This window comes from Pseudacidovorax intermedius (assembly GCF_003350475.1).
GTDB classification, from domain to species: Bacteria; Pseudomonadota; Gammaproteobacteria; order Burkholderiales; family Burkholderiaceae_C; genus Xenophilus; species Xenophilus intermedius.
This window is the reverse complement of record NZ_QQAV01000003.1, coordinates 252,719-275,868: the sequence shown is the minus strand read 5'-3', so window position 1 is coordinate 275,868 and position 23,150 is coordinate 252,719. Positions and strand designations below refer to the sequence as shown.

General features: G+C 69.3%; 21 protein-coding genes. 8 read left to right on the top strand and 13 right to left on the bottom strand.

The window, feature by feature from the left end; genetic code table 11:
- Positions 1-133 precede the first annotated feature (133 nt).
- Complete coding sequence (locus DFR41_RS10780) at positions 134-1,039, top strand: LysR substrate-binding domain-containing protein (RefSeq protein WP_114802688.1); 906 nt, start codon at positions 134-136, stop codon at positions 1,037-1,039.
- A gap of 221 nt (positions 1,040-1,260) precedes the next feature.
- On the opposite strand, the gene argH is transcribed toward DFR41_RS10780, so the two are convergent.
- On the bottom strand, positions 1,261-2,661 hold the full coding sequence (argH, locus tag DFR41_RS10775) for an argininosuccinate lyase (RefSeq protein ID WP_114802687.1): 1,401 nt from the start codon (positions 2,659-2,661) through the stop codon (positions 1,261-1,263).
- A 193-nt stretch (positions 2,662-2,854) separates the two neighbouring features.
- On the opposite strand from argH, the gene DFR41_RS10770 reads away from it, so the two are divergent.
- From DFR41_RS10770 to DFR41_RS10760, 3 genes are read left to right on the top strand one after another with little or no spacing between them, the layout of a single operon-like run.
- Positions 2,855-3,871, top strand: coding sequence for a sensor histidine kinase (locus DFR41_RS10770; protein WP_244917717.1), 1,017 nt, complete (start codon positions 2,855-2,857; stop codon positions 3,869-3,871).
- A complete protein-coding gene (locus DFR41_RS10765) occupies positions 3,868-4,635 on the top strand; it encodes a LytR/AlgR family response regulator transcription factor (protein ID WP_017758103.1) in 768 nt (255 codons plus the stop codon). Before DFR41_RS10770 ends, DFR41_RS10765 begins: the two co-directional genes overlap by 4 nt.
- Entirely contained in the window at positions 4,632-5,906 is a 1,275-nt protein-coding gene (locus DFR41_RS10760) for an AI-2E family transporter (protein WP_114802685.1), read from the top strand. The genes DFR41_RS10765 and DFR41_RS10760 overlap by 4 nt, the downstream gene beginning before the upstream one ends.
- A 68-nt stretch (positions 5,907-5,974) precedes the next feature.
- On the opposite strand, the gene DFR41_RS10755 is transcribed toward DFR41_RS10760, so the two are convergent.
- From DFR41_RS10755 to DFR41_RS10740, 4 genes are all read right to left on the bottom strand, one after another.
- A complete protein-coding gene (locus DFR41_RS10755; protein WP_017761382.1) occupies positions 5,975-6,721 on the bottom strand; it encodes an aspartate/glutamate racemase family protein in 747 nt (248 codons plus the stop codon).
- A gap of 22 nt (positions 6,722-6,743) precedes the next feature.
- Complete coding sequence (locus DFR41_RS10750; RefSeq protein WP_114802684.1) at positions 6,744-8,237, bottom strand: NCS1 family nucleobase:cation symporter-1; 1,494 nt, start codon at positions 8,235-8,237, stop codon at positions 6,744-6,746.
- Between the two features lie 365 nt (positions 8,238-8,602).
- Positions 8,603-9,310: a GntR family transcriptional regulator gene (locus DFR41_RS10745; protein WP_114802862.1), complete on the bottom strand. Its 708-nt coding sequence runs from the start codon at positions 9,308-9,310 to the stop codon at positions 8,603-8,605.
- A gap of 11 nt (positions 9,311-9,321) precedes the next feature.
- Complete coding sequence (locus DFR41_RS10740) at positions 9,322-10,629, bottom strand: C4-dicarboxylate transporter DctA (protein ID WP_114802683.1); 1,308 nt, start codon at positions 10,627-10,629, stop codon at positions 9,322-9,324.
- Positions 10,630-10,821: 192 nt separating this feature from the next.
- Here DFR41_RS10740 and DFR41_RS10735 point away from each other — a divergent pair, with 192 nt between their 5' ends.
- Positions 10,822-11,727 (top strand): LysR family transcriptional regulator, encoded by a 906-nt coding sequence (locus DFR41_RS10735; protein WP_114802682.1) that lies wholly within the window; start codon positions 10,822-10,824, stop codon positions 11,725-11,727.
- A 16-nt stretch (positions 11,728-11,743) separates the two neighbouring features.
- Here DFR41_RS10735 and DFR41_RS10730 read toward each other — a convergent pair whose 3' ends face one another.
- The 3 genes from DFR41_RS10730 to DFR41_RS10720 form a co-directional block, all read right to left on the bottom strand.
- On the bottom strand, positions 11,744-12,817 hold the full coding sequence (locus DFR41_RS10730; protein ID WP_114802681.1) for an AI-2E family transporter: 1,074 nt from the start codon (positions 12,815-12,817) through the stop codon (positions 11,744-11,746).
- 102 nt (positions 12,818-12,919) lie between these two features.
- On the bottom strand, positions 12,920-13,897 hold the full coding sequence (locus tag DFR41_RS10725; RefSeq protein WP_244917716.1) for a Bug family tripartite tricarboxylate transporter substrate binding protein: 978 nt from the start codon (positions 13,895-13,897) through the stop codon (positions 12,920-12,922).
- Positions 13,898-13,967: 70 nt separating this feature from the next.
- Positions 13,968-15,386 (bottom strand): M20 family metallopeptidase, encoded by a 1,419-nt coding sequence (locus DFR41_RS10720; RefSeq protein ID WP_114802679.1) that lies wholly within the window; start codon positions 15,384-15,386, stop codon positions 13,968-13,970.
- A 120-nt stretch (positions 15,387-15,506) separates the two neighbouring features.
- Here DFR41_RS10720 and DFR41_RS10715 point away from each other — a divergent pair, with 120 nt between their 5' ends.
- Together DFR41_RS10715 and DFR41_RS10710 are read left to right on the top strand one after the other, a co-directional pair.
- Entirely contained in the window at positions 15,507-16,487 is a 981-nt protein-coding gene (locus tag DFR41_RS10715) for a LysR family transcriptional regulator (RefSeq protein WP_244917715.1), read from the top strand.
- 149 nt (positions 16,488-16,636) lie between these two features.
- Positions 16,637-17,248 (top strand): LysE family translocator, encoded by a 612-nt coding sequence (locus DFR41_RS10710; protein ID WP_114802677.1) that lies wholly within the window; start codon positions 16,637-16,639, stop codon positions 17,246-17,248.
- A gap of 6 nt (positions 17,249-17,254) precedes the next feature.
- Here DFR41_RS10710 and DFR41_RS10705 read toward each other — a convergent pair whose 3' ends face one another.
- From DFR41_RS10705 to DFR41_RS10690, 4 genes are read right to left on the bottom strand one after another with little or no spacing between them, the layout of a single operon-like run.
- Positions 17,255-18,493, bottom strand: coding sequence for a M20 family metallopeptidase (locus tag DFR41_RS10705; protein ID WP_114802676.1), 1,239 nt, complete (start codon positions 18,491-18,493; stop codon positions 17,255-17,257).
- On the bottom strand, positions 18,490-20,289 hold the full coding sequence (gene uraD / locus DFR41_RS10700; RefSeq protein ID WP_114802675.1) for a 2-oxo-4-hydroxy-4-carboxy-5-ureidoimidazoline decarboxylase: 1,800 nt from the start codon (positions 20,287-20,289) through the stop codon (positions 18,490-18,492). Before uraD ends, DFR41_RS10705 begins: the two co-directional genes overlap by 4 nt.
- 12 nt (positions 20,290-20,301) lie before the next feature.
- The gene (gene puuE / locus DFR41_RS10695; RefSeq protein WP_114802674.1) at positions 20,302-21,261 is read right to left on the bottom strand and encodes an allantoinase PuuE; all 960 of its coding nucleotides are present in this window, start codon (positions 21,259-21,261) and stop codon (positions 20,302-20,304) included.
- Positions 21,262-21,268: 7 nt separating this feature from the next.
- Positions 21,269-21,934: a GntR family transcriptional regulator gene (locus DFR41_RS10690; protein ID WP_114802861.1), complete on the bottom strand. Its 666-nt coding sequence runs from the start codon at positions 21,932-21,934 to the stop codon at positions 21,269-21,271.
- A 128-nt stretch (positions 21,935-22,062) separates the two neighbouring features.
- Between DFR41_RS10690 and uraH the strand changes: the two genes are divergently transcribed.
- Positions 22,063-22,413: a hydroxyisourate hydrolase gene (gene uraH / locus DFR41_RS10685; protein ID WP_114802673.1), complete on the top strand. Its 351-nt coding sequence runs from the start codon at positions 22,063-22,065 to the stop codon at positions 22,411-22,413.
- Positions 22,414-22,578: 165 nt separating this feature from the next.
- Here the strand turns inward: uraH and DFR41_RS10675 are convergent, their stop codons facing one another.
- Positions 22,579-23,085 carry a hypothetical protein gene (locus tag DFR41_RS10675; RefSeq protein ID WP_017760994.1) on the bottom strand — a complete coding sequence of 169 codons (507 nt, stop codon included), beginning with the start codon at positions 23,083-23,085 and terminating at the stop codon, positions 22,579-22,581.
- Positions 23,086-23,150: the final 65 nt, after the last annotated feature.

The following is a 23,150-nucleotide window of genomic DNA, read 5'->3' as shown; positions in this document are numbered from 1 at the left end:
CCGGTGACAACCGGCCGCGGGTCTGGAAGGCAGGGCCCATTCTGTGCCGTGCCCCCGTCCGCCTCCAGGGGGCAGATCGACTAGCAGCTAGAACAAACTGCTATAGCATGCGTGTCGATATGCGTCTGACGTCATGGATCTGAAACAGCTGGAGTACTTCGTCCGGGTGGTGGAGCTGGGCAGCTTCACCCGCGCCGCGCTGGCGCTCGACATCGCCCAGCCGGCCCTCAGCCGGCAGGTGCGCACGCTGGAAGTGGAACTGCGCCAGAACCTGCTGGTGCGCAACGGCCGCGGCGTCACGCCCACCGAAGCCGGCACCCTGCTGCTGGAGCATGGCCGCGGCATCCTGCACCAGGTGCAGCGGGCGCAGGAGGAACTGGCCCGGGTGCGCGGCGGCCTGGCGGGCCGGGTGGCGCTGGGCCTGCCGCCCACGGTGGCGCGGGCGCTGGCCGTGCCGCTGACCCGGCGCTTCCGCCGCGAACTGCCCGAGGCGCGACTTTCCATCAGCGAGGGCCTGTCGATCTCGATGCACGAAGCGCTGGCCGCCGGCCGCCTGGACATCGCCGTGCTCTACGAGGCCAAGCCCATCGCCGGGCTGGACATCGCGCCGCTGATGACCGAGGAACTGATGCTGGTGCAGGCCCGCCCGCCCGGCCTGGCCGAAGACCCGCCGCCTCCGCCCATCCCGCTGGCCGAGGTGGCGAAGCTGCCACTCATCATCCCCAGCCGTCCCAACGCGGTGCGCATGCATGTGGAGTCGGAGATGGCGGCCCTGGGATGCGAGCCGCAGATCGCGCTGGAGATCGACGGCGTGCCCGCCATCCTGGACCTGGTGGCCGACGGCGCCGGCTGCGCCATCCTGGCGCGGCGGGCGGTGCAGACCTCGATCCGGCCCTCCGCTTTCAGCGTGCGGCCCATCGGCCCGCCGCGGCTGAAGGTCCAGGCGCATGTGGCCGTGAGCGCGCAGCGGCCGGTGACGCGCACGCAGGCCGCGGCGCTGGAACTGCTCAAGGCGGTGGCGGCGGAAACGGGGGGGTGACCTGCGAGGCGCCGGCGTCAACGAAAAGGGCGCCGTGACGGCCCATGCCAGTCAAGTCATCCGTTCGCCCTGAGCTTGTCGGAGGGCTTGCACCCGGCTTCGACAAGCTCAGCCCGAACGGGCTTTGGTGAACTGATTCAGCCTAAATCAGCCTGAACGGATTTGGGTGAACTGGTCCGCAGCGCCTGCAACGGTGCCTTCCGCGTGCGTGAATGGCCTGCTCAGTCCCCCAGCCGCGCCCGGTGCCGGGCGATCTGCGCCGTCACCTGCACCGGCGCCGTGCCGCCGAGTGTGTTGCGGGCCTCCAGCGAGCCGCGCAGGCTCAGCACGCCGAACACGTCCTCCTGGATCGCCGGGTTGAACTGCTGCAGCGTCGCCAGCGGCAGCTGCGACAGATCCACGCCCTGGGCGATGGCCGTCTTGACGGCATGGGCCACCGTCTCGTGCGCGTCGCGGAAAGGCAGGCCCTTCTTCACCAGGTAGTCGGCCAGGTCGGTGGCGGTGGCGTAGCCACGCAGGGCGGCGGCCTCCATGGCCTCGCGGCGCACCGTGATGCCGCCCACCATCTCGGCAAAGATGCGCAGGGTGTCCTTGAGCGTGTCGACGGTGTCGAACAGCGGCTCCTTGTCTTCCTGGTTGTCCTTGTTGTAGGCCAGGGGCTGGCCCTTCATCAGGGTGATCAGGCCCATCAGGTGGCCGACCACGCGGCCGGTCTTGCCGCGTGCCAGCTCGGGCACGTCGGGGTTCTTCTTCTGCGGCATGATCGACGAGCCGGTCGTGAACCGGTCGGCGATCTGGATGAAGCCGAAGTTCTGGCTCATCCACAGGATCAGCTCCTCGCTGAAACGGCTCACGTGCACCATCGCCAGGCTGGCGAAGGCGGTGAACTCGATGGCGAAGTCGCGGTCGCTCACGGCGTCCAGGCTGTTCTGGCAGACGCCTTCCATGCCCAGGGTGCGGGCCACGCGCTCGCGGTCCAGCGGGTAGCTGGTGCCGGCCAGGGCGGCGGCGCCCAGCGGCAGGCGGTTGACGCGGCGGCGCAGGTCGGCCAGGCGCTCGGCGTCGCGGGCGAACATCTCCACGTAGGCCAGCATGTGGTGGCCGAAGCTCACCGGCTGCGCCACCTGCAGGTGGGTGAAGCCGGGCAGGATGGCGTCCACGTTGTCGGCGGCGATCTTCACGAGCGCCTTCTGCAGGTCGGTCAGCAGGCCGTCGATCAGGTCGATCTCGCCGCGCAACCACAGGCGCACGTCGGTGGCCACCTGGTCGTTGCGGCTGCGGCCGGTGTGCAGGCGCTTGCCGGCATCGCCCACCAGCTGGGTCAGGCGGGCCTCGATGTTGAGGTGCACGTCTTCGAGGGCGAGCTTCCATTCGAAGCTGCCGGCCTCGATCTCGCCGCGAATCTGAGCCATCCCACGCTGGATGTCGGCAAGGTCCTGCGAACCGATGATCCCCTGCGCAGCCAGCATCTCCGCATGAGCCAGCGAGCCTTCGATGTCTGCCTGCGCAAGCCGCTTGTCGAAGAACACGCTGGAGGTGTAGCGCTGCACGAGTTCGCTCATGGGCTCGGAGAACAGCGCGGACCACGCTTCGGATTTCTTGTCGAATTGGTTCTGGGTCATGGGTCGGGGCCGCAAGGGGCCTTGGAAGAGCGGCAGGGCAGGAAGGCCGTGGAACAGAGGGGCGGCAGCGGGGTGGCGACGCGCCGTCGTGCGCGAGGCCAGGGCCATAATCGGCGGCCCCTCAGCGTCGCCAGCCATGCGAAACCCCCGGATTTTATCGGCGCGCCCTCCTGCGAGCCCTGCCCGCGCGGCCATGGCGCCGCAATCCGACTTCTGCCGGCCGGAGATGGTGATCCGGACGGTATTGGCCACCGAGGTGCTGACCGCCCTGGCGGTGGCCTTCGTGGCGCAGTCGCCCACCGACGGACTGATGCATTTCGCGACGGCGACGGGCGGCGTGCTGCCGGCCACCTTGCTCTGGCTCATCGCCGCGTGCGCGCTGCGTCGGCGCCTGGCGCGGTGGTCGCTGTCGTCCCAGTATCTGGCCGGCGCCGTGGCTGGCGTCCTGGCCGGGCTCTATGGCTGTGCGGTGCTGCAGGGCATCGGCGCGGTCACGCAGGCTCCGTGGTTCGCGGGCGCGTGGGCGGGCGGTCTGTTCGGGGTGACGGCCTTGGGCGTCATGAACCTGCGCACGGCGGCGCAGATGCCCGCCGCCACCACGGCGCGGCTCACCGAGCTGCAGCAGCGCATCCGGCCGCACTTCCTCTTCAACACGCTCAACAGTGCGATCGCCCTGGTCCGGGACGATCCAGCCCGGGCCGAGGCCATGCTGGAAGACCTGGCCGAACTCTTCCGCCAAGCGCTGGCAGAGCCCGGCGAGTCCGCCTCGGTGGCCGAGGAGATCGACCTGGCGCAGCGCTACCTGGCCATCGAACAGGTGCGCTTCGGTCCGCGGCTGCGCATCGCCTGGCAACTGGACGCCGCCGCGGCCGACGCCCGCCTGCCGCCCCTGCTGCTGCAGCCGCTGGTGGAGAACGCGGTGCGCCATGGCGTGGAGCCGAGCCCCGAGGGCGGCGAGCTGCGCATCCGCACCGAGCGCCGCGGGGCCCATGTGGTCATCGAGGTCGTCAACACGCTGCCGCCACTGCGCTGGGCCGAGGCGCCCCTGCCGCGTGGTCACGGCATCGCCCTGGACAACGTGCGCAGCCGTCTTCGCCTGCTGCACGACATGCAGGCCAGCCTGAGCGCCGGCCTGGATCGCGATTGCTGGCGGGTGCGCATCGACATTCCCGCCCACGCCACGGACACGACGAAAAGAACGCAGCCATGAGCCTGTCGCCCACTGACAACGCGCCGCTGCGCATCCTGCTGGTGGACGATGAACCACTGGCACGCGCCCGCCTGCGCACCTTGCTGGCGGAATGCCGTGCGCCGGCGGCCCAGATCGTGGGCGAGGCCGGCGACGGCCGGGCCGTGCTGCCGATGCTGCGCGAGGCGCCGGTGGATCTGCTGCTGCTGGACATCGCCATGCCCGGCCTCGATGGCATGGCGTTGGCCGACCAGCTGCGCAGCCATCCGCAGGCGCCGGCCATCGTGTTTGTCACGGCCCACGCCGAGCATGCGCTGAGCGCGTTCGAGCTCGACGTCGCCGACTACCTGACCAAGCCGGTGCGCGCCGCCCGCCTGCAGGAGGCGCTGGCCCGTGCCCAGCGCCATCTGCGCCAGCGCCGCGCCGAGCCGCCCGACACCGGGCATCTGCTCATCCAGGACCGTGCGCGTCTCGAACGCGTGCCCCTGTCCGAGGTTCTCTACCTGAAGGCCGAATTGAAATACATCACCGTGCGCACGGCGCAGCGCCAGCTGATCCTGGACGGCTCGCTCAACGACCTGGAAGCGCGGCATGGCGAGCGCTTCCTGCGGGTGCATCGCAGCGCGCTTGTGGCGCGCGGTGCCATCCGCGCCCTGGAACGCCACGATGGCGGGGATGAGCCAGACGGCTGGGCCGTCCGGCTGGCGGGCCTGCCTGAACTGGTGCCCGTGTCGCGCCGCCAGTTGCAGGCGGTGCGCGACGCGCTGCGGGAGCGTGCGGAATGAGCGCCCCGGTGCCGCCTCCTGGCGCGGGCGCCGACGGGCCGCAGGTCGTCGCCCTGGATCCCTCTGAGCCGCCGCCGGCGGCCGCCGAGTCCGCCACCGACCGGGCCATCCGCGAGGCGGAGGCCGAGCGCGCCCGGGGCGCGGTGCCGGAGCCGGGCAGCAGCGATCCACCGCGTCTTCTGTTGCACATGCCGGTGGATGTGCGCAGCGCCTCGCTCGTGATCCTCGGCGTTCTGGCCTGTATCTACACGCTGCGCTGGGCCGCGGCGGTGCTGATCCCGCTGGCGCTGAGCCTGATGCTCGTCTATGCCCTCTCCCCCGTCGTCGACCGGCTGGAGCGCTGGCGTCTGCCACGCTGGGCCGGCGCCGCGGTGCTGCTGCTGGCTTTAACCGGCGGCACGGCATGGACGGGCTACTCGCTGGCAGGCAGTGCCGGCCAACTGGTCGATGCCCTGCCGGCGGCGGCACAGAAGCTGCGCAATGCCATCCGCACCAAGTCGGTCAAGGCCAGCCCGCTGGACACCGTGCAGCAGGCGGCCGATCACCTGGAGCGCGCCGCCAACGAAGGCTCGCCCACCACCTTCCGGCGCGGTGTGCAGCGCGTGATCATCGAGCGGCCGCCCTTCAACGTGCGCGACTATCTCTGGAGCGGCACCGTCGGACTGATGGAAGGCGCGGGTCAGGCCACGCTTGTGCTGTTCCTCACCTTCTTCGCGCTGTGTTCGGGCGACACCTTCCGGCGAAAGCTGGTCAAGATGGCCGGGCCCAGCCTGCACAAGAAGAAGGTCACCGTGCATGTGCTGGACGACATCACGGGCCACATCCAGCGCTACCTGCTGGTGCAGATCCTGAGCAGCGCGCTGGTGGGCGTGACGACCGGCCTGGCCTTCTGGGCGCTGGGACTGGAGAACGCCGCGGTGTGGGGCATCATCGCGGGCGTCACCAACCTCATTCCCTACATCGGCTCGGTGCTGGTGCTGGGCGCCGCGGGGCTGGTGGCCTTCCTGCAGTTCGGCACCATCGGCATGGCGCTGCTGGTGGCGGGCACCTCGCTGCTGATCCACACGCTGGTGGGCAACCTGCTGGTGCCCTGGCTCACCAGCCGCAGCTCGCGCATGAACCCGGTGGCGGTGTTCGTGGGCGTGATCTTCTGGGCCTGGATCTGGGGCGTGTGGGGGCTGCTGCTGGGCATGCCGATCATGATGGTCATCAAGTCGGTCTGCGACCGGGTGGATGACCTGCGGCCGGTGGGTGAGCTGCTGGGCGATTGAGGCGGCAGTGGCCCCGGGTGGGCCATGCACCCGGACGGCGCCGCGCTGCGCCGTACCCAGCCGGTGGCTCAGCGTGCGCCTGAGCCCAGCGCGAAGGGCTGCATCAGCCCGGTCATGGGCTTGGGCAGCGGATGCGCCAGCTCGCCGCGCTTGCTGGTCTTGAGGCCCAGCGACACCAGCGACTCCAGCAGCGTCACGCCAGCGGACACGCCGTCGATCACCGGCACGCCCAGTTCTTCCGACAGCGAGCGGCACAGGTCGGCCATGCCGGCGCAGCCCAGCACCAGCACGTCGCAGCCGTCCTCGTCCAGCGCGCGGCGGCATTCGTCGACGATGCGGGCGCGGGCGTTGGAGCGCGGGTCTTCCAGCTCCAGGACCGGCAGTTCGCAGGCCCGCACGCGGGCGCAGAAGCGCGCCATGCCGTAGGCCTCCGCCAGGTGGTGCGCCTGGCCCATGGTGCGTGCCAGCGTGGTGACCACGGTGAAGCGGCTGCCGATGAAGCTGGCCGCATGCATCGCCGCCTCGGCGATGCCCAGCACCGGGCCTCGGGCCAGTTCGCGGGCGGCCTTCAGGCCCGGGTCGCCGAAGCACGCGATCAGGTAGGCGTCCACGCCTGCCGCCTCACCGGCCGCGATCTCGGCCAGCAGGCCGGGTGTGGCCAGCGCCTCGTCGTAGTGGCTTTCGATGGAGACCGGCCCCATCGCCGGGCTCACGGCGATGACCTCGGTGCCCGGCCGCGCCGCGGCGCGGGCGCAGGCACCGATCTTGTCGGTCATGCTCTGGGTGGTGTTGGGGTTGATGACCTTGATGCGCATGGGCAGGGCGTTTTCTTGGGAATCAGGAACGGCGGGACAGCACAGCGTAGATGACGAAGCCCAGTCCCATGCCGATGAACCAGGCGTAGTTGGCGGCGCCGCGCCAGGCCGGCACCAGCACGCACAGGATCGGGATCAGGGCCGAGGGCACCATCGTGGCGACGGCCTTCAGGTTGTAGCCATTGCTGTACCAGTAGCTGCCGGTGGGCTTCATGGTGTAGAGGTCGTCCACCACCACCTGCTGGCGGCGCACCAGGTAGAAGTCGGCGATCAGGATGCCGAACAGCGGGCCGATGAAGGAGCCCAGGATGTCCAGCGTGTAGTGGATCACCTCGGGGTTGTTGTAGAGGTTCCAGGGCGTGAGGAAGATCGAACCCACGGCGGCGATCATGCCGCCGGTGCGCCAGCTGATGTGCTGCGGCGCCACGTTGGAGAAGTCGAAGGCCGGCGAGACGAAGTTGGCCACGATGTTGATGCCGATGGTGGCGATCATGAAGGTCAGCGCGCCCAGCACCACGGCGGTGGTGGAGTCGATCTTGCCCACGGTGTGCACCGGATCGGTGATCAGCTCCCCGAACACGGGCAACGTGGCCGCGGTGGTGATCACCGTCAGCAGCGAGAAGAAGACGAAGTTGACCGGCAGGCCCCAGAAGTTGCCCTTCTTCACCGCGTCGAAGCTCTTGCCGTAGCGCGAGAAGTCGCCGAAGTTGAGCATCGGGCCGCTGAAGTAGCTCACCACCAGCGCGATGGCCGACAGCATGACCGGCAGCGCGTCCCAGCCTTCGAACTTGACCCCGCCCAGGTTCAGGTCGATGTTCTTCCAGCCGGCCTTCCAGACCAGCCAGATGCACAGGATGGCCATGACCACGTACACGCCCGGGCCGGCCCAGTCGATGAATTTGCGGATGGCTTCCATGCCGTGCCAGAACACGAAGGCTTGCAGCACCCACATCACCATGAAGGCGACCCAGCCCAGTGTCGACAGCCCGACGAAGCCATGCTGCGCCACGTCGGCGTAAGGCGCCAGGTTGGGGAAGAGATGCAGCGCCAGCACCATGAAGGCCGCCGAAGCCAGGTAGGTCTGGATGCCGTACCAGGCCACTGCGATCAGCCCGCGGATGATGGCCGGGATGTTGGCGCCCTTGACGCCGAAGGAGGCGCGGCAGATCACCGGATACGGCGTGCCCGTCACCTGACTGGGCTTGGCCACCAGGTTGCAGAAGAACTGCACGATCACGATGCCCACGAGCAGGGCTACCAGAACCTGCCAGCTGGACAGGCCCAGGGCGAACAGGCTGCCCGCCGTGATGTAGCCGCCCACGCTGTGCACGTCGGACATCCAGAAGGCAAAGATGTTGTATTGCCCCCAGGTCTGCTGTCTGAGCGGGGCCAGGTCCTCGTTGGTGAGGGCCGGGTCGTAGCCGGGCTTGATGAGGGCGTGCGATGCCGCGTTGCCGTGGCCGTGGGGCTCGGCCGCGGCAGCGGCGGCGAGCGGGGTGGTGGTGGCCGTGTTCATGGGGGCTCCTGATCGGGTCGTTGGAGGGGTGCAGCGCCGCAAGAGACGCGCGGTATCGCACAGATTGGGTGCATTATTTGTATACAAAAATTGGATCGCAAGCGCTGTGCCAGTTGCGCAACTCAGGAGATTCCCGAGGTCGGATCCGAAATGGGCACGGAGGATGCGCGGTGACAACGCGGTGCAATGCGCTCAAAAGCTAGCGCACGCTTACGCCAGATTGATGCTCAATGCTGGATAGAGGTGGGAGCGGCTTCCCGACGGGGCTGACCAGGGCGCCCAGGCCGGCGTCCGATGGCAATGAGCGAGTCGACCACCGGGTTCTCATGCCTCGGTCGCGCCGGCACCAGCGGCGCGAGCGCCATTCAGGCGGCGCCGCGTCGCGGTGCGACGGGCACCAAGGCGGCGCGCAGTCGCTGCACGTCCGCGTCCGGCGCCGCCTCCGGCTCCAGTGCCCGCTCCACATTGCCGATGTGCGCCAGCAGCAGCGTCCGGGCGCGGGCGGTGTCGCCGTCTTCCAGCGCCGCCACGATGGCGGCGTGCTCGGCACAGGATTCGCTGGCCTCGTGCCGCGACTGGTAGAGCGTGGCGGCCAGGGTGGTGCGCGCTGTCAGGTCCCGCAGCACGTCGGTCAGCAGGCGGTGGCCCATCTGCTCGGCCAGGCAGACGTGGAAGTCGGCCAGCAGGAAGGCACGAGTGGCGGCGTCGGCAGCTTCGATGGCCTGTTGCTCGTCGCGCACATGAGCGCGCAGGGTGCGGATCACCTGCGCCAGCGGCCGTCCCGCGTCGGCCAGGATGCCGGATTCGACGATGCGCCGCGCCGCGAAGGCATCGCGCGCCTCCTCGGCCGAGGGCTGCACCACGAACCAGCCGCGCTTGCTCTGCACCTCCACGAAGCCGCGCGCCTGCAGTTGCATCAGCGCCTCGCGCACCATCGTGCGGCTGACGCCGAAGAGGTCGGCCAGGGCCTGTTCGCCCAGGCGCTGGCCGGGCGCCAGCTTCTGCGCCAGGATCGCTTCCACCACTCGGCGGGCGATGGCAGTGGGGCTCACGGCGCTGTCGGGATCGGCCATGGGCCGCATTCTCACCGGCCGTCGGCGTGGCCGAGGGCGGCGGCGTCGGGCATGGCGGGAAGGTCGCCGTCGAGCACCCGGCGGGCACGTTCGCGGTCGATGTCGCCTTCCCAGGCGGCAATGGCCACCGTGGCCACGCAGTTGCCGATCAGGTTGCCCAGCGCGCGTGCGATGCCCATGAACCAGTCCACCGACAGCACCAGCACCAGCCCGATGGCCGGAATGGCCGGAATCGCATGCAGCGTGGCCGCCAGCACGACGATGGCCGAGCCTGGCACGCCGTGCGCGCCCTTCGACGTCACCAGCGCGATGGCCAGGATGGTCAGCAGGTCGGCGGTGGAGACCGGCGTGTTGGTGGCTTGCGCGATGAACACTGCCGCCAGCGTGATGTAGATGGAGAAGGCATCCAGGTTGAAGGAGTAGCCGGTGGGAATGACCAGTCCCACGGTCGAATCGCGCACGCCCATGTGGCGCAGCTTGGCCATGACCTGCGGCAGCACGCTGTCCGACGAGGTGGTGGCGAACACCACGGCCAGCTCCTCGCGCAGGTAGCGCAGCAGCTTCCACAGGGACAAGCCTGACAAGCGCATCACCAGCCCCAGCACCACGAACACGAAGAACAGCACCGCCCCGTAGAACAGCGCCACCAGCATGCCCAGCTGCTTGAGAGAGCCCACGCCGTAGCGGCCCACGGTGAAGGCGATGGCGCCCAGCACGCCCAGCGGCGCCAGCTTGATCAGGATGCCCATGATCTTGAACAGCACCAGCGACAGCGTGTCCACCAGCTGCGCAACCGGCTGGCCCGTATCGCCCAGCAGCGTGAGCGCGCAGCCGAAGAGCACCGCGAACAGCAGCACCTGCAGCACATCGCCAGTGGCGAAGGCGCTGACCACGGTGGTGGGAATCAGCTTCAGGAGGAAGTCCACCGTGCCGCCGCTGGTGAGCTTGTCGGCATTGGAGGCATAGGCGCTCATGGCCGACGCGTCCAGCGCCTTCGGGTCCACGTTCATGCCTACGCCGGGCTGGAACCACCACGCCAGCAGCAAACCCAGCGCGAGAGCGACCGTCGTCAGCACCTCGAAGTACACCAGCGCCTTCACACCCACGCGGCCCACGCGCTTGAGGTCGCCCGCGCCGGCGATGCCGTGCACCACCACGCAGAACACCAGCACCGGGATGATCATCTTGATCAGCTTGATGAATCCGTCGCCCAGCGGCTTGAGCTTGATGGCGAACTCGGGCGCGAGCAGGCCGGCGGCCACGCCGAGCACCAGCGCGATGACGACCTGGCCGAAGAGGGAGCGGGCGAAGCGGAACATGGATGAGCCTTCCGTGGGTGTGCGGGCAAGCCCGGGCTTCGACACCCGGCCATGTCCGTTAATCTTGCATGCAAGAAATGTAGGCAAGCGACGCATGCCAGCATCAGCGGGTAATCCCGGGTGCGCGCCGGGCTGCAACAGAGGACGGTCGGCACGGGTGGCGCCGCGTTGCCGAGGAAGGAGACAACCCCGATGGACCGACTTCAGGCCATGGAAGTGTTCGTGCGTGTGGCCGAGAGCGGCAGCTTCTCGCAGGCCGCGCGCGAGTTCCACACGACGCAGCCCACCGTGACCAAGCAGGTGGCCGCCACCGAGCGGCGCCTGGGCGTGCGACTGCTCAACCGCAACACCCGCGGCGTGAGCCTGACCGAGGCCGGCGCGCTCTATTACGAGAAGTGCAAAGCCATCGTGCGCGAGGTGCAGGCCGCCGACGACATCGCGCGCCAGGCCCGTAGCGAGGCGCAGGGCCTGCTGCGCATCGGCACGTCGGTCGCCTTCGGTCGGCGCGTGGTGGTGCCGCTGGCGCTGGAATTCATGCGGACCCATCCGCAGGTGCAGGTCGACCTGAGCTTCGACGACCGCTATGTGGACTTGGTCGCCCAGGGCATCGACGTGGCCATCCGCATGGGCAAGCTCGCCGACTCCACGCTGGGTGCGCGTTACCTGGGCAGCAATCCGTGGGTGATGGCGGCGTCGCCTGCCTATCTGCAGAGACATGGCACGCCGGCCGCCGCGGTTGAACTGTCGGCGCACCAGGCGCTGATCTACAGCAGCGTGGTGGGCGACGACGTGTGGCGCCTGTACGGGCCCGGCGGGGAGCCGCTGACGGTGCCGGTGGCCGGGCGACTGCGTTCCAACAACCTGTCGGCGGTGCTGGCGGCGGCACGGGAGGGGCTGGGCATCGCCCTCCTGCCGCGCTACGTGGCGGAGGAGTCACTGGCACAGGGGCGGCTGGTGCCGGTGCTGGCCGATCATCGGCTGCAGGAGCAGGAGATCCATGCCGTCTTTCCGTCGCCGCGGCTGGTGCCAGCCAAGGTGGCGGCCTTCACGGCCTTCCTGCAGGGCCGCTTCGGCGAGGGCTGGTGGCGCTCGGGTTGACGGCGTTGGGATGCGCTCAGGTGCGTGGCGCGTTGCCGTCCTCTTCGTTCGAGGCCATGAACAGCCCCCACACCGCCATGAACAGCGCCGCCACCACCGGCCCGATCACGAAGCCGCTGATGCCGAACAGTGCCATGCCGCCGATGGTGGAAATCAGCACGATGTAGTCGGGCATCTGCGTGTCCTTGCCCACCAGGATGGGGCGCAGCAGGTTGTCGACCAGGCCGATGACGAACACACCCACGAAGATGAGCACCAGTCCCTTGACGAGCACGCCGGTCGCCAGGAAGTAGATGGCCACCGGCCCCCAGATCAGCGCCGCGCCCACGGCCGGCAGCAGCGACAGGAAGGCCATCACCACGCCCCACAGCAGCGCGCCCTGCACGCCCAGCGCCCAAAAAGCCAGCCCGCCGATGGTGCCCTGCACCGCCGCCACCACCACGTTGCCCTTCACGACGGCGCGGATGACGGTGGTGAACTTGTTGAGCAGGTAGTGCGTGTGGGGCCGCGCCAGAGGCACGGCTTCGCGAATCATCTTGGACAGGTCGGCGCCGTCGCGCAGCAGGAAGAACAGCAGGTAAAGCATCACGAAGAAGCTCACCAGGAAGTCGAAGGTGTTCTGTCCGATGCTCAACGCCTGCGACGCCAGCATCTGGCTGCCCTGGGCGGCGCCAGCGCTGAGCTTTTCGAGGATGGCCTCCAGGTTGCCCAGCCCGAAACGGTCCAGCAGATTGGTGACCCACGCCGGCAGTGCGCCCACGATCTGCTGGAAGTAGTTGACGAAATTGAGATCGCCGGAGCGGATGCGCTGGGTCACGAGCACCACGTCCTGCACCAGCGTCACCGCGATCATCGACAGCGGAATGATCACGATCACCAGCACGATGGTCAGGGTGGCGAGCGCCGCCGGCGTGCGCCGCCTGTTGCCGAACTTGTTCAGCAGCCGCTTGTAGAGCGGCGTGAACAGGATGGCCAGCGCCACCCCCCACAGCACGGCCCCGAAGAAGGGCATCAGGATCCAGACGAAGGCGACGGTGACCGCCGCCAGCAGGAACAGGAAGAAGCCGCGCTGCAGCTGAGGGGAATTCATGGTGGCAGCGAATGTAGCTGCCCCCCATGACCTGGGGTTGTCGGAGGGCATGCCGCCGGCTTCAGACCCGCGTGCGCTTCTTCACGAAGCGCTCAGAGTTTTTTACTCCATGGGGATGTTGGCACGGTGGGCCAGTGCTCGGTAGCGCGAGATCTCACCTTCCATCTGGCTTCGGAATGCGGCCGCGTCCAGCCATACCGGCTCCATGCCCTGGGTCTTGAGGGTGGCCTGGAGTGCGGGCTCGGCGATCAGCGCCCGGGTCTCGCGCGCGAGCCGATCGAGCGCCGCCACAGGGCTGCGGGCCGGCGCTGCCAAGCCGTACCAGGCGTCGAATGTGGCCTCGGGCAGGCCAAGCTCGGCCAGGGTCTTTACCTCCGGCAGCAGACTGGAGCGTGTAGCCCCCACGATGCCCAGGGCGCGCAATTTGCCCGCGCGAACATGTGGCGCCACCGCGGCCACGGTGTCGATGCCCATTTCGATCTCGCGGCCGATCACGGCGATGGTGGCCTGGGCACTGCCCTTGTACGGCACGTCCTGCAGCTTGGCGCCACAGGCCAATGCGAACAACTCGCCGGCCAAGTGCGGGCCGGAGCCGCTGCCGAAGGTGGCGTAGCGGATGGACTGCGGCTTGGCCCTGGCGGCGCGCACGAGATCGTCGACCGTGCGCCACGGTGCGCCCGCGGCCACCACGAGCACCAGCGGCGTGCGCGCCACGATGCCGATGGGGGCCAAGTCACGCAGCGGATCGTAGGGCAGCTTGGCCCGCAGTGCGGCATTGACGCTGTAGCTGGTCGAGCCCGAAAGCAGCAGCGTGTAGCCGTCGGCGGGTGCCTTGGCCACTGCGTCAATACCGATGACGGTGGAAGCGCCGGGCTTGTTGTCGATCACGACTGCCTGGCCCAGCCGTTCGGCCAGCCGCTGACCCAGGGCGCGCGCCACGATGTCCGTACCGCCGCCGGGCGGGAAAGGCACCACGAGGCGAAGGCTGCGCGCCGGCCATGCGTCTTGGGCAAAGGAGAAACGGGGCAATGTGCCAAAGGCGAAGGCGGCGCCCGTACCGAGAAGTTGACGTTTGTTCATATACATATCCCTGTAGAAGAAGACGGAAGTATGAAGTGTCGGCCGGCAGTTGCGGCCTATTTATTGCGGATCACTGCGCTGCGGATGCAACCCGAGGGGGCCAGGGCGCCCCATCGTGTTCACCCAGATCCCAGTAGAGGCCGGCCATCACAGCCAGGCCTTGGCGCGCCAGCGGCACAAGAAGGTGCTCGTTGGGCGCGTGCTGGGCGCAGCCGGCATGGCCGTGCGGCACCCACAGCGTCGGCAGGCCGAGCTGGGTGGCGAAGATGTCGTTGGGCAGCGAGCCGGCCAGGTTGGGCAGCAGATGCGGTGCGTGGCCGGCGCTGCGGGTGATCGAGCCGACCGCCCAGTCCACCCAGGGGTTGCGCAAGTCGAGCCGGGTTGCGGCGCCGGCGAGCGTGACCTGCACCTCCACGTCGTCGAAGCCGTGCGCCGCCAGATGCGCCTGCACATGCTCGGCCGTGCGCTCCCAGTCGGTGCCCACCACGAAGCGCAGCTGGCAGTGCGCCGCCGCCTGGTGCGGGATCGCGTTGATGGGCCGCTGCGGGTTGCCGGCTTCCAGCGCCAGCACCTCGAAGGTGTTCCAGGCCACCAGCCGCTCGGCGGGCGTCAACCCGGGCTCGCCCCAGCCGGCGTCCAGCGCCGGGTCGTCCGGCTCGGCGCCGATGGGAATGTCGGCCAGCGCGCGGCGCACCGCCTCGTCCACCGGCGGCGGGCGCAATGCTTCGACCAGCAGCCGGCCGTGCGCGTCGGCCAGCGTGCCGACGGCATGGGCGATGCGCGTCGCCGGATTGGCCAGCACGCCGCCCCAGTTGCCCGAGTGGTATCCGCGCGTGCGTCCGCTGCGGATACGCAGCGTGAAGTTGACCGCGCCGCGCGAGCCCAGGAAGAGCGTGGGCTGGCGTGTGCCCACCCGCGGTCCATCGCTGGCGATGAACAGGTCGGCGGCCAGCGCGGCGCGCTCGGCCTCGCACACGGCGGCCAGGCCGGGCGAGGCGGCTTCCTCGCCCGTCTCGAACAGCCAGGTCATGTTGAAGCCGAGCCTGCCGCCGCGGGCTTGCAGCACGGCCTCCAGCGCGGCCAGGGCGATGCTGTGCTGCCCCTTGTTGTCGGAGGTGCCGCGGCCGTACCAGCGCTCGCCCTCGGCCACCAGCGTCCAGGGCGCGAGGCCCTCGCGCCATTGCGCGTCCTGGCCGCTCACCACGTCGCCGTGGCCATAGCTCAGCAGCGTGGGCAGGGTCGGGTCCTCGATGCGGCGGGCGATGAGGAAGGGGCCGCCCTTCGGGTCGGGGTTGGGGCAGAGCCGGCAGTCGAAGCCCAGGGCTTCGAGGCTGGGGCGCAGCTCGTCCGTCAGGTAGGCGGCGAGGGCGGGCGGCACGGTGCCGCCATCGCTCTCGGTGCGCAGGGCGACCCGGCGGCGCAGGTCGGCAAAGAGGCGGCCACTGTCGAGGGCCGACTGGGCCAGGGTGAGGGCATCGTTTCGGTGCATGGGTGATCCTGTGCCGGCGATGCATGCAAGGGGAAGGCCGGAAACCCGTTGCCTGGCCTATCGTTTTGTCGCGGGCGTATTGCCTGGCAGGCAATGGTGGCAGGCGCAGAATCGGGCGCCATGGCCCGTGCTCCCCAACTGCTCAGCATCCCGATGCGCCACTTCCTGGAGGTGGCGCAGACCGGCTCGGTCAACCAGGCGGCCGCGCGCCTGCATGTGGCGCCCTCGGCCGTGAGCCGGCAGATCGCCCGGCTGGAGGACGAGATGGGCACGCCACTCTTCGAGCGCCGCACCCGCGGCATGACGCCCACCGCCGCCGGCGAGCGCCTGGCCGCCTACCTGCGCCATGCGGTGGCCGACGGCCTGCAGGCGCTGGAGCAGGCGAGCGCGCTGGGCCGCGTGCAGGCGCAGCGGGTGTGCGTGGCCTGCACGGAAGGCTTCGCGCCGCAGTTCATGCCGGGCGTGATGCAGTCGTTTCGCGATGCGTACGGGGATGCGCGCCTGGAGCTGCGCGTCGGCTCGCCCGACGAGGTGGCACGCTGGCTGCTGCGGGGCGAGGCGGACCTGGGCCTCAAGTACAGCGTCGCGCCCGAAGCGGAACTGCATGTGGAATACGAGGCGCCCGCGCCGGTCTATGCCGTGCTGGCGCCCGAGCATCCGCTGGCGCGCCACATGGCGGTGGAGGTGGCGCAGGTGGTGGCCTTTCCGCTCTACCTGGGCAGTCGCGGCATGACCACGCGCCAGCTCTTCGACCAGGCCTGCAGCCTGCAGGGGCTGCGCTACGTGGCGGCCTTCGAGAGCAATTTCTCGTCGGTGCTGCTGCCCTTGCTGCGCATGCCGGGCATCGTGCTGTCGGGGCATCTGACGGTGGCGCACCTGATCGCCGACGGCACGGTGGTGGCGCGGCCCTTTGCCGAGGCGCCTCTGCAGCAGCGGCGGCTGCGGCTGCTGTCTTTGCCCGGCCGCACGCCCACCGAGCCGGTGCGGGCCTTTGCCACCCACCTGGCGCAGGCCATCCAGGCGGTCGGGCGGCGCAAGCTGGGGCGGGCGAGGCGGGCGGCGTCGGCGCGAGTCTCGGTCTCATCCAACCGGTCAGGCTGAGCGCGTGGAGGCCCCGGGGCCGGCGCTTCGACAGGCTCAGCGCGAACGGGTGTGGGGGCATCAGGCCCGCGCGGATCGCTCTGGCATCGGGCTCACCGCCGCCAACCTGCAAGGCTATGCTCGCCGCTCCTCGTCCCGCCCTCTTGCCCATGGCCCTGCACGTCTGGCTCGTCTACACCCTCGCCGCCCTCGGCCTGTCGCTCTCGCCCGGTCCCAACAGCCTGCTGGCGCTGACCCATGGCGCCCTGCATGGACGCCGCCGCACGCTCTACACGCTCTTCGGCGGCAGCGCCGGGTTCCTGCTCGTCATCGCGCTGTCGATGTTCGGCATCGGCGCGCTGCTGAAGGCATCGCTGGTGTGGCTGACGGTGCTCAAGTGGCTCGGCGGCGCCTACCTGGTGTGGCTGGGCGTGCAGGTGTGGCGATCGCCGCCCATCCAGATGGCACGGCCGGCGGGCGCGGTGCAGGCGCGGGGCGCCACGCTGTTCCGCCAGGGCTTCCTGGCGGCGGCGACCAACCCCAAGGGCATCCTGTTCTTCGCCGCCTTCCTGCCGCAGTTCGTGGACCCGGCCCGCAACGTGGCCGTTCAGTTCGCGGTGATGGCGGGCACCTTCCTGCTGATCGAGTTCCTGACCGAACTGGTGCTGGCCAGTCTGGCCCAGCGCATCACCGCCTGGCTGGCGCGTGTGGGCCGCGGCTTCAACCGGGCCTGCGGCGCGCTGTTCGCGGCCATCGGCGTTCTGCTGCCGTTGCGCGGCTGAGCGCTTTCAGGCCAGCAGGTCGGCCAGCGTGCGCGCGATCACCTTGGTGGCGCGGCGCAGGTCTTCCAGCTCCAGGCGCTCGTCGGCGCGCTTGGCGTGGGACTCCAGCACGGTGCGCGGCCCGGCACCGTAGATCACGCCGGGAATGCCCGCCTCGCCGTACAGCCGCACGTCGGTGTAGAGCGGCGTGCCCATGGCCGGAATCGGCTGGCCGAAGAGCTGTTCGCCATGCTTCTGGATGGCCTCGACCAGCGGCTGGTTGCCCGCCAGCGGCTTCATCGAATTGGCCAGCAGCAGGCGCTTGACTTCGACCTCGATGCCGCCCGCCGGCGTCTTGAACTCGGCCGCGGCCTTGGCGATCACGTCGCGGATGGCGGCCTCGACCTCGGCCGGGTTCTCCTCCGGGATCATTCGGCGGTCGAGCTTGAACACCACCTTGCCGGGCACGACGTTGGTGTTGGTGCCGCCTTCGATGCGGCCCACGTTGAGGTACGGATGGCTGATGCCTTCCACCTTCGACGTGACCTGCTGGTAGAGGGTGTTCTGCGCATAGAGCGCGTTGAGGATGTGCACCGCGCCCTGCAGCGCATCCACGCCGGTAGTGGGAATGGCCGCATGGGCCATCTTGCCGTGCACCGTCACTTCCATCTGCAGGCAGCCGTTGTGGGCCGTGACCACCTCGTAGCTGAAGCCGGCGGCGATCATCAGGTCGGGCTTGGTCAGGCCGTTCTTCAGCAGCCAGCCGGGGCCCTGGATGCCGCCGAACTCCTCGTCGTAGGTGAAGTGCAGCTCGACCCCACCCTTGGCCGGCTTGGCCACCGCCTCCAGCGCGCGCACGGCGAAGGTGAAGCTGGCGAAGTCGCTCTTGCTCACGGCCGCAGCGCGGGCGTAGAGCTTGCCGTCCACGATCTCGCCGCCGTACGGGTCATGCGTCCAGCCTTCGCCGGGCGGCACCACGTCGCCGTGCGCATTGAGCGCCACGGTGCGGCCGCCGTCGCCATAGCGGCGGCGCACGATCAGGTTGGTGATCGACTCCAGGCCGTAGTCCTTGACCTCCTGCGCGGGCACGGCGTGCTTCTCGGCCTCGAAGCCGAAGCCGGCGATCAGCTCGGCGGTGCGCTCGGCATGCGGCGCGTTGTTGCCCGGGGGGGTGTCGGTGGGCACGCGCACCATCTCCTGAAGGAACTTCACCTCCTCGTCGAAATGGGCGTCGATCCAGGCGTCGAGCTGGGCGTAGTGGGTCATCGTTGTTCTTTCGCGAGGTTGTCCAGCAGCTTCTGCGTGGCGAGCACGGCCAGTTGCATGTCGTCGCTGGTGGTGGATTCGAGCGGGTTGTGGCTGATGCCGCCGTTGAGGCCCCGCACGAAGAGCATGGCCTGCGGCATGACCTCGTGCAGCTTCATGGCGTCGTGGCCGGCGCCGCTGGGCATGCGGAAGAGCGGCACGCCGAGCGATTCGACAGCGGTCTCCCAGCGGGCCTGCCAGTCGGGATGGCTGGGCGCGGCGGCGGCGCGCATGGCTTCTTCGAGCGTGTAGCGCAGGCCGCGGCGGGTGCAGATCTCTTCCAGTGCGGCCAGCACGTCGGCGATGACGGCATTGCGCTGGTCGTCGCGCGGCGCGCGGATGTCCAGGCTGAACTTGGCCAGGCCCGGCACCACGTTGATCGAGCCGCCCGGCACATTCAGCATGCCCACGGTGGCGACCGAGTCGGCGTCCTGGCGGGCGCGCTTCTCGGCCGCGAGGATCAGCTCGGCCACGGCACAGGCCGCATCGCGGCGGCGGTCCATGGGCGTGGTGCCCGCATGGCTGGCCATGCCGTGGATCTCGCCCACGTAGCGCACGCCGCCGTTGATGGAGGTGACGATGCCCAGCGGCAGGTTCAGCTCATTGAGCACCGGGCCCTGCTCGATATGCACCTCGATGAAGCCCAGGTATCTGGCCGGGTCGCGCTGGATCTTCGGGATGTCCTCGATCTTGAGGCCTGCCTGCTGCATGGCCTCGCGCATGGTGATGCCGTCGGCATCGGCCTGGTCCAGCCAGGCCGGGTTGAAGTGGCCGGTGAGCGCGCCCGAGCCGATGAAGGTGGCCTTGTAGCGCTGGCCTTCCTCTTCCGCGAAGCCCACCACCTCGAAGGCGAAGGGCAGCCGGCGGCCCTGGCGGGCCAGTTCCTTCACACACGCCATGGGCACGAAGATGCCCAGCCGGCCGTCGTACTTGCCGCCGTTGCGCACCGTGTCGTAGTGCGAGCCGGTGAGCAGCGTGGGCGCGCCGGGCACGGCACCGCCGCTGGTGACGAAGCCCTCGGCCTCGTAACGGCCAATGACGTTGCCGACCGCATCGATCTCCACCGAGTCGAAGCCAACCTCGTGCATCCAGGTGCTGATCTGCAGCGCGCAGGCGCGGTGTGCCTGGGTGAGGTAGGTGACGGTGAGCTGGCCCTGTTCTGCGAAGCCGGGGTCGCTGTGCACGGCCAGCTGTTCCTGCCAGTCCCACACCTGGTTGCCCAGTTCGGGCGAGACGCCGAACTTGTCGTTCAGGCGGATCTCGGCAATGCGGTGGATGTTGCGCAGCGCCTCGGCCCGCTCGTAGTCCGGATGGTTGTTCAGCCGCCGCGCGAAGGTGGTCAGGATCTCGGCCTTGGGCAGGCCGGTGCCGCGCGGGCCGCGCACGGCCAGGATGAAGGGAAAGCCGAACTTCTGGCCGTAGGCGGCGTTGAGTTCGCGGATGCGCGCCAGCTCTTCCGGCGTGCAGGCGGTGAGGCCCGCCTTGCTCTGTTCGTTGGTCGATTCGGCGGTGAGCGCGTTGCTCTCCATCGCCTTGCCGGCCAGCTCCGGGTGCATGCGGATCAGGGCGAGCTGCTGCTCGGCCGGTGCGCGCGTCACGACCTGGGCCATGGCGGCCTTGAGGTGTTGCAGCGAGCGGAAGGGCCGCTCCGCCAGTGCGCCTTCGGCCACCCAGGGCGAATGCTCGTAGGTGCCGTCGAGCAGTGCGACGGCATCGGTGGCGGAGGCGGCGTTGAGTTGTTCGATGGTCAGGGCCATGGTCGTGTCTCCTCAGGCCGCGTCGGTGAAGGAGTGTGTCTGGCGCCAGTGGCGCGCGATGTCCACCCGGCGGCACACCCACACCTTGTCGTGGCGGCCGATGTGGTCCAGAAAGCGCTGCAGCGCCGTGATGCGGCCCGGGCGGCCCAGCAGCCGGCAGTGCATGCCGATGCTCAGCATCTTGGGCCGGTCCAGCCCCGCTGGATCGCCTTCGGCATAGAGCGCGTCGAAGCTGTCCTTCATGTACTGGAAGAAGGGGTCGGCATGCGAATAGCCCTGCGGCAGCGCGAAGCGCATGTCGTTGCAGTCCAGCGTGTAGGGCACGATCAGCTGTGGCACCACGCTGCCGTCGGTCTTCTGCACCTTCATCCAGAAGGGCAGGTCGTCGCCGTAGTAGTCGCTGTCGTATTCGAAGCCGCCGTCGTCGGCCACCAGGCGGTGGGTGCGCGGGCTGTCGCGGCCGGTGTACCAGCCGACCGGGCGCTCGCCGGTGAGCTTTTCGATCGCTTCCATGCCAAGGCGCATGTGCTCGCGCTCCAGCGACTCGTCGGCGCTCTGGTAATGGATCCAGCGCCAGCCGTGGCAGGCGATCTCGTGGCCCAGCTCCTTGAAGGCGATGGCCAGCTCGGGGTAGCGCTGCAGCGCCATGCCCACGCCGAAGACGGTGAGCGGCAGGCCGCGCTGCTCGAACTCGCGCAGGATGCGCCACACGCCGGCGCGCGAGCCGTATTCGTAGATGCCGTCCATGCTCATGTGCCGGTCGGGATAGCTCGCCGGGTTGAACATCTCGGACAGGAACTGCTCCGAGCCCGGATCGCCGTGCAGCACGTTGTTCTCGCCGCCCTCTTCATAGTTGAGGACGAACTGCACCGCGATGCGGGCACCGCCCGGCCAGCGGGCATGTGGCACGTCGCGGCCATAGCCGACGAGGTCGCGCGGATAGGGAAGGGTGGCGTCGTAGACGGTGGGCATGGGGGTCTCAGGAAAGCGCCAGCGTGATGTCGCTGGTGGGAACCTTGCGGTCCAGGGTGAGGTTGTCCTCGACGTGCTGCAGGTGCTCGGTCATCAGCCGGGCGGCCTTGTCGCCCTCGCGCGCCGCCAGGGCGCGGACGATGTCGGCATGCTCGTCGTTGGAATGCGCAGCCTCGGCGGCGCTCTGGTACATGAGCGTGATCAGGGCGCAACGCGAGATCAGATCGCTCAGGATCTGCGCCAACACCTGATTGCCCATCAGCTCCGCCATGCGCACATGGAAGTCGCCGAGCAGCTCGGTTCGACCTTCCACGTCCTCCCCGGCCACGGCGGCCTTCTCTTGTGCAACGTGTTCCTTCAGGGCCTTGATCTGCGCGGTGGTGGCCTGGCGCGCGAACTCGCGCGCCATCTCGGCCTCCAGCATGCGGCGCACGCCGAACACCTGGCGGGCCTCGTCGGCCGAGGGCGCGGCCACGAAGGCACCGCGTGCCGGCTCCAGGCGGATCAGCCCATTCTGCGAGAGCTGGAACAAAGCTTGCCTCACCAGCGTGCGCGAGACGCCGAAATGGTCGGCCAGCTTCTGTTCGGCCAGCTTGCTGCCCGGCTGCAGCCGGTGTTCGACGATGGCCCGAGTCAGGGCATCGACGATCGCGCGTGTCGTGGTCGGCTCCATGATGGCAGGCATGATAGCTTCACGGCACAAATGTGTATACACTTTTGTGGACGGATCGCCCGGTCCTGCCCCGGTCCCACCCCGGTGCGTTTTGCCGTCCATTTCAACGACTCGCAAGGAGATGCCCCATGGGCTTGAGCACCCACGTACTGGACACGATGCACGGCTGCCCCGCCGCCGGCATGGAAGTGGCGCTCTACACCACGGACGGCGAGGCGGCCACGCTGGTGCGGCGCTTTACGCTCAACCACGACGGCCGCAGCGACGGGCCGCTGTATGACAACAGCAGCCTCAAGGTCGGCACCTATCGCCTGGTGTTCGATGTGGCGGGCTATTTCAAGGCGCGCGGTGTCGATCTGCCGCAGCCCAACTTCCTCAACCGCGTGGCGCTGGACTTCGGCGTGGCCCACACCGACCAGCACTACCACGTGCCCTTGTTGGTGAGTCCGTGGAGCTACTCCACGTACCGGGGTTCCTGAATGCATCGCCCGCCCCTGCATGACTGCGGGGCGAAAGCCCCTCTCCCCTTGCGGGAGAGGGGTTGGGGAGAGGGGTGTGCGCGCATAGGACCCAATGGGGCTGCACAGGCCGCTGCCCCCTCTTCCCGACCCTCTCCCGCGAGGGGAGAGGGAGAAAGACCCTGGCTACTGCTGCAACTGGCCTTCGCTCAGCGTGTCCAGCTGGAAGCGGCCGCTCCGGTCCCAGAGCCAGGTGTCGGTCCACACGACGGACCCGAGCCGCGTGGCAACCGGATAAGGCGCGGCGGCCAGCACGGTGCGCTCGATGCCGGCGATGGCGTCGGGCGCGTGCTTCGGCGCCCGCAGCCAGTGCATGCCGGTGACCTGGCCGCGCGCGTCGAGCTTCACTTCCAGCACGCCGACGGCGTAGAGCATGGGCGGCAGCTTGCCCGCGTAGATGCGATCCGCGTTGCGCGCATAGACATGACGGGCGGCATCCTGCCGGTACTCGCGCGGTGTGCGGGCGCGGGAACTGCCCGCCGGCTCGGCAGCAGCCACCGCTTCGCGCGGCGCCGTGGCGTCGGAGATCTGGCCCGGCACCGTGGAGCCGGTGCTGCCGCAGCCGGCCAGCCATGCAGCGGCCATGGTGCAGGCGGCCAGCAGGCCCAGGCGCGAGAAGGTGTTCTTGATCATGGCGCGGCTTTATACCTGCGCGCTGCCGTGGCCGTGTTTCCATCCATGACGGCGTCTGAGCGCGG